This window comes from Protofrankia sp. CiP1_Cm_nod2 (assembly GCF_920664355.1).
Taxonomy (GTDB): domain Bacteria; phylum Actinomycetota; class Actinomycetes; order Frankiales; family Frankiaceae; genus Protofrankia.
In genome coordinates this window covers 1-9,709 of the sequence record NZ_CAKKTL010000198.1, presented here as the reverse complement: position 1 = coordinate 9,709, position 9,709 = coordinate 1, and the positions used below count along the sequence as shown (strand labels likewise).

Here is a 9,709-nt window from a genome sequence, read left to right as displayed (position 1 = left end):
GCTCGCGCTCCTCACGCCTCATGAGGTTCTCACCCCATCGGTCGGGGGCGCTGTCGGCGAACGCGTTGAAGATGGCTGACCCCGGCGGCGTGTGGAAGACGCCGGCGGCCCTGGCCAGCGCCGGGTCGAGGTCGTATCCGGCCGGGCTGGTCAGGTAGGCGTCGGCGTATCGGAACGTGGCGCTCTGTCCGCCGCGGTCGTGAAGCCACAACGTTCCGGCGGCGGTCTCCTGCCCGTCGATCTCGACGGTGACCTCGACAGGATCCCGTCCGGCCATCAGCGCCATACTCGCTTGGGGAGGATCTCGTCCATGAGTAGCCGGCCGACGTCGGTCTCGTACGGGTCGGGATGCAGGGCGATGCTGTGATCACCATCCTACGAACGATCGAGCACCCCGTGCGGGTCTCGTGGCTGTCATCGGGGATACCGATCATGCTGGCGGCCTGGCAACAGGAGATGGCCGAGGACATTACGTTGGCTGCTCGATAGGCACCTCAGGGTCATGCACGACCGCGCGTACGTCGATGCCATGGCTCACGAGAGCGGGCACGACCAGCCCGGCGAACGTGCCGGTAGCCCCGGTCGCGAGGATCTTCATCGTTGCCCTCCTTCGGCGGAGGGATCGATCGAGGTCGGAGCGACCACCGGGGTCGTGCGGATAGTCGTCCGCGGCTGTTCCGGGAACGAGATCCTCGCGGTCGGTGTGGACGGTCCGCGTCAGCGGGGCGGTCCGATGACGATGTTGCCGAACTGCTCAGCCGCTTCGGCCATCCGTTCGGGTGAGATCTGGAAGCCGTCGGGTCGCGGGGTGGACCTGTCGCGGCCGGCGTAGCGGAACATGCCCTCAATGCCGGCCGGTGTGTTGATCATCAACAGGTCGGCCTTCTTGGACGTGATCCGGTAGGCGTGCGGTTTGCCCTTGGGGAGGAAGACCACGCCGCCGCCGGTCAGCTCGTACTCGCGGTCGTCGTACCAGACCAGTGCGGTGCCCTTGATCAGCATGAACACCTCGTCTTCGAGGGTGTGCTTGTGATAAGGCGGCGCCTCGCCCTCGCTGACGTCGAACCTGCCCATCATCAGTTGGCCGTCGGTCGCCGCGCCGTCGAGCACCATCGTGAGAGTTCCGCCGTCGAGCCATTCGAGCTGCTGTTGCTGCTGGGCCTGGGCGAGATAGAGCATGCTCACGTCGTTCTCCTTCGCATCGTCGGTGCGACGTCCATCGCGCCCTGACGTCCGTCGCGCCTTCCGGCCCGGAACCGGCACGGCGCGCTACGCGGGCACGGAGCCCTCAGCCGGGTGCGATCTCCGGCATCCGCGTGCGCCGAGCCTCGTGGTGACCACGCCTCGAGCGTAGGGCCCACGCATCCGGAGCGCATTCGCCCGCTTGCTGAAAAGGTGTTCCTTATTGCGGCGCTCGCGCCTCGGTCACGGTCACGGTCAGTCAGAGTCAGTTGTAGTCGGTCACCTTCCCTACATGGCGCGGCTGCGGCGGAACGCCCGAGGTGCCATACCGATCTCGCGGCGGAACGCGGTCGAGAACTGGCTGGCGCTGCTGAACCCGCACTGCTGCGCGATGTCGGTGACGGACAGGTCGCTGTCCTCGAGACGACGCCGCGCCACGTCGATCCTCATCCGGGTGAGAAACCGGCGTGGCGGCAATCCCGTCGAGGCCTGAAAGACGCGCAGGAAGTGGTACGGGCTCAGCCCGGCGCTGCCTGCCATGTCGGCGAGTGACAGGGGCAGGTGAAGGTTGTCCCGCATGAACTCGATCGCCGTCCGGACACGGACGTCCTCCCTCCCGACGCTGACGGGGCCCGGCGATCCAGTCCCGTAGCGGCTGAGCACATGGGCGAGCAGGAAGGCCGCCGAGGTCTCCGCGTACAGCTCGTCGACTCCCGCAGCCATCGCGTGAGTGAGCTCGGTCAGGACGCTGCGCACGACGTGGTCCTCGATCAACACCGGCTCCGCCAAGGTGACCGGCGAGGACCGTCGATGACTCAGCAGGCCGGCGGTACGCGCGAGATCGTCTGCCGGGAGAACCATGACAACGAGCTCGCGCATGCCGCTCCCCGCATGCGTCCACTCATAGCTCAGCGGCACTCCGACTGGGACGATCCACGCCTTCCCCGGCGCGAGCTGGGCGGATCGCCGGGCTACTCCGTCGCGTCGTTGCACGGCCACGCTTCCACGGGTCACGAGCATGATCCGGGAATGGGGCAGGACGCCCGTGTCCGCGCGTCCCGAAGAATCACAGCGCTGAGCGACCCGGACGAGCACCGACACCCAACCGGCATCCCGCACGCTGCACCTTCGGGTCGCACACCACACGTCCTGGTCGAAGCGCTGCGCCAGTTCAGCCGCAGGGAAACGCATCGCCTCCGAAGCCGACGGATCTGCCGTCACGCTGAGCTCCTTGGTTCCCGGCCCTGAAATCACCGTCCACCCGGTCGCCACACGGACCCTGGCCAGGGACAATGCCCGATGACCACGCCGACCGGAACATCATCTACCGAATCGGACGGATGTTCCGTACACCTGGCGGTTCCGGAGGCTCCGGTCCGTCTGGTGACCGCGATCGTGGGGCCGTTCCCCGGCTGAAGCGTAGGTGAACGCGAGGACCTCGTCGTGTCCAGCGGTGGCTTCGACCAACATCTTCGGGGCGTGCGGCCTGGAGCGTCGCCGAACGGCTGTCAGTCAGACCTCGGCTGGCGAGGGAGCGAGCCTTTCCGGTAACGTTCCGCTACGTTATTTAACGATAACGCTGTGCGGCTGAGAACCCGGGATTCCCTTTCACCGTACTCGGGTTCTGGTCGGTGCTGTCAGGGCTGCCGTGGTACCCGCCGCGTCGGCGGGCTGACCAGCGTGTTCCCGTCCGGGCTCGCGAGGCGTCGCTCCAGCAGGGTGAACGCCTCGATCGCGTCGGCCGCCTCGAACGCCCGGTTGCGCCGGCCGACGGTGACCTGCCGGAGCACATCCGCCTCGACGAGTCGGCCCACCGCCTCGTTCGCCGCCTGCACGCTGCGCCCGCTCAGTGCCGCGGCGGAGCGGACGGTGAGCACAGGTGCCGCTGGCAGCACACGCAGCAGGCGGTCGAGCGCGGAGCCCGCCCGCACCGGGCCGACCCGCTGAAACCAGCCGGCCTGAAGCACCGCCATCCGCCGCTCGAAGTCGGCCGCGTCCGCGCATGCCCGACCGCACGCCGCCGCGAACAGCGCGATCCAGGCATCGGTGGCCACCCGTGCGTCCTCGGATGCGGCGGAGCCGACGTAGTGGGTGGCGGACAACGCGGCCAGATACTGGCGCGACCAGGTCGCCAGGATGAGGGAGACGGGCGGGAACACGTCGACCGCGAGGCCACGCCGTCGCAGCACCATATGGATCAGGGCCCGGCCGGTCCGGCCGTTACCGTCGATGAAGGGATGAATCGTTTCGAACTGCGCATGGGCCACAGCGGCCTGGACGACCGCCGGCAGCCCGTCGTCGTCGCAGAACGCGCAAAGGTCCGCCAACAGCTCGGGCACGACCTCGGGCGGTGGTGGTACGAACACCGCCGAGCAGGGGTTGTAGCCGCTGCCGCCGATCCAGTTCTGCACGGTCCGAATCGTGCCGCCGTAATCCGCCAACCGGCTTCCGGCCAGCAGGCGTCGGTGAACCTCCAGCAGTGAGGCGACCGTGATGGGCTGGCCGACACCGACCAGTTCGGACACGCCCGCCATCGCGTCGATGTTGCCCAGCACCTCGGCGGCGGTGACGTCAGTCGCCTTCTCCCCGAGCTCCCGCGCCGCCTCGGCCCGCAGCAGACGGCGACCGCCGACCTCAAGCCCCTCGATACGCGACGAGCCGACCGACTCGGCCCGCAGCAGGATGCGCGCAAGCACCTCGGAGCCCCGCAGGGCGGTTGCCTCCCGGCCCAGCCGGCTGATGGCCACCTCGGCGTCGGCGACGTCGGCCGCCGTCCCCGCGTCCAGCCGGAACTCCCGCCCGACCAGGGGGTCCGGCAGGTAGGCGTCGTAGTCGCAGCCCGACCGGTCACGCCTCGACAACCCGGAATCAAGATCGCTTTCCCAGTGCCGCCGCAGTAGACGAGCCACTTCCACCCTCCATGTTCAAGGTTCCAGAATAACCTTGAACATGGAGACCTCGAAATCAAGATTGCCGAACGCCCGGGAGGAGGCCGCCGGTGGCCGGCCGGCGCGGCCGGCTTCCCGACGGTCGCCGATCGACAGCGGTCCGCCTTCCACTCGCCCATGATCACCAAGGACCGTCGGCGAGCGTCCGGGAGATCGGTTCGATGCTGGCCGCGGGTGGCTGGTCTCGAAACGGGCCAGCCGGGCATGCCGCCGCTTCGCGAGGGGCTTGTTCGCCCACAGCGGACGACAAAAAAGAACGATGAAGTGAAAGAAAAACAAGGAAAAAGGAGAGATAATCAAAAAGGAAACAGCCACTCCTCACTACTTTTAATATATAGCACACCGGAAAGCTTGCGGCAAGGCCCGGGTCGTGCCGCAGAATAGCCGTCCGAGGCCAGAAGCTGCGGAAACGGGAGTCGCGGAATGCGTGTGTTGTTGTCGACGTATGGGTCGCGCGGGGACGTCGAACCGCCGGTGGACGCGTGGTATGGCTGCGGGCGCTGATGGCGTGAACCCCTTGACCACCAGCGCGTTCGGCCTTCCCGACCACCTCGCGGCCAAGGCCGACCCGACGTTGATCGCCGGCAATGGCGAGACCGCGCCGGACCGCTGGGCGCCGATCCTGAACACGCTGGTGGACGCACCCGACGGACCCGTGGCCCGGGCCCTGCGGGATCCGCGGACGGCGGACCTGGCCCGTACCGTCTACCGAGCAGCCGGACCGGCCGAGAGCCCCGCCGAACTCCGCGATCCGGGGCGGTTCCCGTCCCCCGATGCCGTGCGCACCCACCTGGCCTGGCGGTGCTTGCAGGTGGCCTACCCCGGATCAGACAGCCCCACCAGAACCGACAAGAACGACCAGCAGCTCCGTGCGCTGATCTTCCTGGCCCGCCAGCGTGCGTCCGATCGGCGCCTGCCAGGTCTGAGCTGGTGGCACCTGCACCGTACCGTACCGCGCCCAGTCGTCACGCTGTCCGGGCTCGTCTTCGGCATCTCCTTCGGGGTGCTGCTGGGCACAGTGCTGGGCTACCCGATCGGGATCGGGTTCGGCGCCGTCGCAGGCCTTGTCGTGGCGAGGACGTTCCATCAGCTCACCACCAAAGCGCCGGAGACGCCGAGCGTGCTGCTTTTTGGGACGCCGCCGCTACCAGGCTGGCGCGTGGGGCGAGGCGCGCAGGCGCGGGCAGCCGTCATCGATCTCGGAACCCACCCTGCCCGGGCCCTGCTGCACCGGCACCGCCGGTGCACGCTGTTCCTGACCACTCCGCTGGTAACCGGTGTCTGCATTCTCGTCACGGCCGGCGAGGCATACCTCACGGGCTGGGGGCACCCACCCACCGACCCGCTGATCGCTCTGGCCGCCGTGATCTGTTGCGAAATCAGTGCCTGCCTGCCCACCCCATGGGGCATGTTCCTGCTCTCCCGGCACTGGCTCGCCTGGCGCCACGGCCTCCCCCGCGACATCCTCGGCCTTCTCGACGACGCCACCGAACGCGGCATCCTGCTGCGCACCGGCGGGGTATGGCAGTTCCGCCATCCGAGCATCGCGGAATACCTCGCCGCCCCGCCGTGGCCCGACCGACCCACGCTGCCGCTTTCTGACGGGCCCGCGGCGGACATCCCCGGGCTGGGAAGATAACCACCGTCCCAGTTCGGCCCGTCGGCTCGGGCCGTGTCAGGTGCGTCCGCAGGCATCGAGAAGAAGCTCTGCGACGAGATCCAGGTCGTCGGTCGTGAGGTCACTGCCACCCGCGCCGTGTATCCATCGGATGGCCTGATCACGGCGGTGGACGAGCCACAGATCGACGTGCAGGGCGATGTCGGCGGCGGTCGACGAGTCGCAAGCACCGAGCTGGGCCAGCGCTGCCGTGCGCGCCGTGTGGTCGAGCGTGAGCCGGACGACGTCGAGCAGGTCGGTGCCCTGTTTCCGCGTAGAGCGGTTCATCACCGCTTGCAGCTTCATCGCAATGATCGGACCGGGCTCTGCGACGGGCGTCTTCACCTCCACGCGGTCGCCTTCCGACCAGATCACCTCGATGGCGATCTCGGTGGCGGTGTCGTTCGCCCATGCGTGCGCGGACGCGTGGAGACGGTCACCGGGACCGTCGCTCAGCTGGTCGAGCTCTGCCAGTCCGCTGCTGTTCGTGGGCCTGGCTGCCACTGTGGCTGCCAGTTCCGGTGGCCGAGCGGCACGCCCCGATGTGCTTCTCGTGCCCACCGGCAGCGGCATAGGACGTTTTGACCTCCGATACTAAAGATCGGTAGCCTCGCCGGCATCGGACCATGGGGGAGGCGTTCGTGCGTGAGATCGCGACCATCGACCGGCAGCCAGGCAGCGGCACCATCGCCGTGTGGATCACCAGGAGGACAGAGTCGCTGCAGGCACGGCATGTCAATGCCGCCGCCATCGACGAGGCCGGCGATCCCCTCGCGCTCGAGAAGGTTCGATTACTGACGCGCTGCTGTGTCATCCTGGTAACGGAAGGCTCGTTACTGGACGGGCTGCCGATCGAGGGCGAGCCGCTCACCGTAGCGGCTCTCGAGACCCTGGTTGCTGAGACGGAGGGGCATCAGCAGCGGATCCTCGCGGCGCTCGACGCCTACAAGCAGCACACCCGGTCCAAGACCCTGGTCTCGCCAGCGTTCCCCACCAGCCCGAAGGTCGACGGCTTCCCGCCTGTTGAGGACACCCCGAGCAAACGTGCCCTGGCGACCGCGAACTTTGCAGCTTGCGTGTGGACGACCTGGCTTGAGACGGACGAGGAACGGCGCCGACGTACTGTCCGGCCGAAGACGGGTCAGTCACCGTGGATCATGCCCGAGGAGTTGAACAGTCAGACGGTGCCGGACTTCCCACCCGTCTTCGCTGGGCGTCTCCATGAGCAGCCGCTGGTGTGACCGTGCTCCCCTACACCGCCATCGACTTCGAGACCACCAACTCCTACCGGGGCCTGGCTCGACGGCTACCGGGTGCAGTGCAACGGGATACCACTGCCTCGGAGGTGTCGCGGTGAGCGAGCAGCACGTGTTGGGTCTTCAAGAGGTTGACGAGACGCAGGTCGCGGTCGTTGGCGGCAAGGGCGCGCACCTGGGGGCGCTGTCGCGGATCGACGGCATCCGCGTGCCGGCTGGCTTCTGCGTGACGACGGACGCCTTCCGGCGGATCATGGCGGAAGCGCCCTCGATCGACGATCGGCTCGATCAGCTGTCGCGCCTGAACCCGGACGACCGGGAGGCGATCCGCACGCTCAGCGCGGAGATCCGCCGGACCATCGAAGGGATCGCCGTCCCGGGCGATCTCGCGGCGGCGATCACCGGCGCTCTCGCCCAGTGCGGCGAGCACGCCGCCTACGCCGTCCGATCCAGCGCGACGGCGGAGGACCTGCCGACGGCCTCCTTCGCCGGCCAGCAGGACACGTACCTGAACGTCGTGGGGCCGGCGGCGATCCTCTGGCACGTCAGCCGGTGCTGGGCCTCGCTGTTCACCGAGCGGGCCGTGACCTACCGCCAGCGCAACGGCATCGACCACCGTACGGTCCACATGGCCGTGGTCGTGCAGCGGATGGTCTTCCCGCAGGCGGCCGGCATCCTGTTCACAGCCGACCCCGTCACGTCCAACCGGAAGGTCGCCTCCGTGGAGGCCGGCTTCGGCCTCGGCGAGGCCCTGGTCTCCGGCCTGGTGAACCCGGATGTCTTCAAGGTGCGCGACGGCGAGGTCGTCGCCAGGACGGTCGCCGCCAAGCAGCGTGCGGTTCACGCCTCGCCGGCGGGCGGGACGCGGGAGCAGGCGATCGACCCGGAGCGGCAGGAGCAGCCGGCGCTGACGGATGCGCAGGTCGTGCGGCTCGCGCGGCTCGGCCGGCGGATCGAAGCGTACTTCGGCCGCCCGCAGGACATCGAATGGTGCCTGGTCGACGACGGCTTCCAGATCGTCCAGAGCCGGCCGATCACCACGCTGTTCCCCATCCCCGAGTCCGGCGACCGGGAGAACCACGTCTATGTCTCCGTCGGCCATCAGCAGATGATGACCGACCCCATGAAGCCCCTGGGGCTCTCCTTCTGGCAGATGACGACCCCCGCGCCGATGGCTGAGGCCGGCGGCCGCCTGTTCGTCGACGTCACCCAGAGGCTGGCCTCGCCGGCGAGCCGGGCCGGCCTCCTGGAGGCCCTGGGGAGATCCGATCCGCTGCTCGGGGACGCGCTGCGGACCATCCTCGAGCGCGACGGCTTCGTCCGGCCGCTCCCTGACGAGGGTCCCCCCGGGCCACTGTTTGGCGGCGCGCCAGCCCCGATCGAGACCGATCCGGCCATCGTCACCGAGCTGATCGGGCGCAGCGAGGCGTCCATCGCCGCCTCGGAACGCGACATCCGGACGAAGTCCGGCGAGGCGCTGCTCGACTTCATCCGGGCGGACCTCCAGGAGCTGAGACGGATCCTGTTCGATCCGCGGAGCCATCAGGTGTTCATGTCGGCGATAGAGGCCACGTGGTGGCTCAACGAGCGGCTGGAGGCGTGGCTGGGCGAGAAGAACGCGGCGGACACACTCACGCAGTCCGTGCCCCACAACGTCACGTCGGAGATGGGGCTGGCGCTGCTCGACGTCGCGGACGTGATCCGCCCGCATCCGGACGTGGTGGCGTTCCTGCGGCACGTCGAGGACGAGGGTTTCCTGGACGAGCTGCCCAGGCTCGCGGGCGGGACCGAAGCGCGAGCCGCCATCGAGGCCTGGCTCGACAGGTACGGCATGCGCTGCGTCGGCGAGATCGACATCACGCGGCCGCGTTGGAGCGAACGCCCCTCCACGCTCGTCCCCATGATCCTCGGCAACATCAGGAACTTCGAGCGGGGCGAGAGCCGACGACGCTTCGAGCAAGGCCGGCAGGAGGCCTGGAAGAAGGAGCAGGATCTGCTGGAGCGCCTGCGGGGCCTGCCGGACGGGGAGCGCAGGGCCGAAGAGACGAAGCGGATGATCGACCGGGTCCGGACCTTCATCGGGTACCGGGAGTATCCGAAGTACGGGATGATCAGCCGCTACTTCGTGTACAAGCAGGCCTTGTTGGAAGAAGCCGAGCGCCTCGCGCAGGCCCACGTACTCCGCGAGAAGGAGGACATCTTCTACCTCACGTTCCAGGAGCTCCACGACGTCGTGCGCACGAACCGCGTGGATGACCAGCTCATCGGCCGGCGCAAGGACGCGTTCAGGTCGTACCGGGCGCTCACACCGCCCCGGGTGCTCACGTCCGACGGCGAGGGCGTCGTCGGGGCGTACCGACGCGACGATGTGCCGGCCGGCGCGCTGATCGGCCTACCGGTCTGCGCCGGGACCGTCGAAGGGCGGGCCCGCGTCATCCTGGACATGGCACGGGCCGTTCTCGAACCGGGTGACATCCTCGTCACGGCCCACACGGACCCCAGCTGGACGCCCCTCTTTGTCGCCATCGCAGGCCTGGTGACGGAGGTCGGAGGACTGATGACGCACGGCGCGGTGATCGCCCGGGAGTACGGATTGCCGGCCGTCGTCGGTGTGGTGGACGCCACCCGACTGATCCCCGACGGGCAGCGGATCCGCGTGCGCGGAA

Annotated in this window: 10 protein-coding genes; 3 read left to right on the top strand and 7 right to left on the bottom strand. The window is 68.6% G+C overall.

Features of this window, described 5'->3' with window-relative positions; genetic code table 11:
- From NBW84_RS18780 to NBW84_RS18755, 6 genes are all read right to left on the bottom strand, one after another.
- On the bottom strand, positions 1–277 hold a 277-nt coding region (locus NBW84_RS18780), incomplete at its 3' end, for a HipA N-terminal domain-containing protein (protein WP_250286051.1).
- Between the two features lie 192 nt (positions 278–469).
- Positions 470–598 carry an NmrA family NAD(P)-binding protein gene (locus NBW84_RS18775; protein WP_250286050.1) on the bottom strand — a complete coding sequence of 43 codons (129 nt, stop codon included), beginning with the start codon at positions 596–598 and terminating at the stop codon, positions 470–472.
- Positions 599–717: 119 nt separating this feature from the next.
- Positions 718–1,185, bottom strand: coding sequence for a cupin domain-containing protein (locus NBW84_RS18770; protein WP_445548764.1), 468 nt, complete (start codon positions 1,183–1,185; stop codon positions 718–720).
- A gap of 285 nt (positions 1,186–1,470) precedes the next feature.
- The gene (locus NBW84_RS18765; RefSeq protein ID WP_250286048.1) at positions 1,471–2,301 is read right to left on the bottom strand and encodes a helix-turn-helix domain-containing protein; all 831 of its coding nucleotides are present in this window, start codon (positions 2,299–2,301) and stop codon (positions 1,471–1,473) included.
- 518 nt (positions 2,302–2,819) lie between these two features.
- Positions 2,820–4,091, bottom strand: coding sequence for a Fic family protein (locus NBW84_RS18760; protein ID WP_250286047.1), 1,272 nt, complete (start codon positions 4,089–4,091; stop codon positions 2,820–2,822).
- A gap of 15 nt (positions 4,092–4,106) precedes the next feature.
- Positions 4,107–4,445: a hypothetical protein gene (locus NBW84_RS18755; protein ID WP_250286046.1), complete on the bottom strand. Its 339-nt coding sequence runs from the start codon at positions 4,443–4,445 to the stop codon at positions 4,107–4,109.
- 202 nt (positions 4,446–4,647) lie between these two features.
- Between NBW84_RS18755 and NBW84_RS18750 the strand changes: the two genes are divergently transcribed.
- Positions 4,648–5,769, top strand: a complete 1,122-nt coding sequence (locus tag NBW84_RS18750) for a hypothetical protein (RefSeq protein WP_250286045.1) — start codon at positions 4,648–4,650, stop codon at positions 5,767–5,769.
- A 36-nt stretch (positions 5,770–5,805) separates the two neighbouring features.
- Here NBW84_RS18750 and NBW84_RS18745 read toward each other — a convergent pair whose 3' ends face one another.
- Positions 5,806–6,291, bottom strand: a complete 486-nt coding sequence (locus tag NBW84_RS18745) for a hypothetical protein (RefSeq protein WP_250286044.1) — start codon at positions 6,289–6,291, stop codon at positions 5,806–5,808.
- A gap of 137 nt (positions 6,292–6,428) precedes the next feature.
- On the opposite strand from NBW84_RS18745, the gene NBW84_RS18740 reads away from it, so the two are divergent.
- A complete protein-coding gene (locus tag NBW84_RS18740; RefSeq protein ID WP_250286043.1) occupies positions 6,429–7,028 on the top strand; it encodes a hypothetical protein in 600 nt (199 codons plus the stop codon).
- Positions 7,029–7,140: 112 nt separating this feature from the next.
- A partial coding sequence (gene rph / locus NBW84_RS18735) for a rifamycin-inactivating phosphotransferase (RefSeq protein ID WP_250286042.1) occupies positions 7,141–9,709 on the top strand: 2,569 nt, incomplete at its 3' end.

Excerpts from the sequence above, each read along its gene's own strand:
- NBW84_RS18775 (WP_250286050.1), bottom strand. The coding sequence starts at position 598 with ATGAAGATCCTCGCGACCGGGGCTACCGGCACGTTCGCCGGGCTGGTC.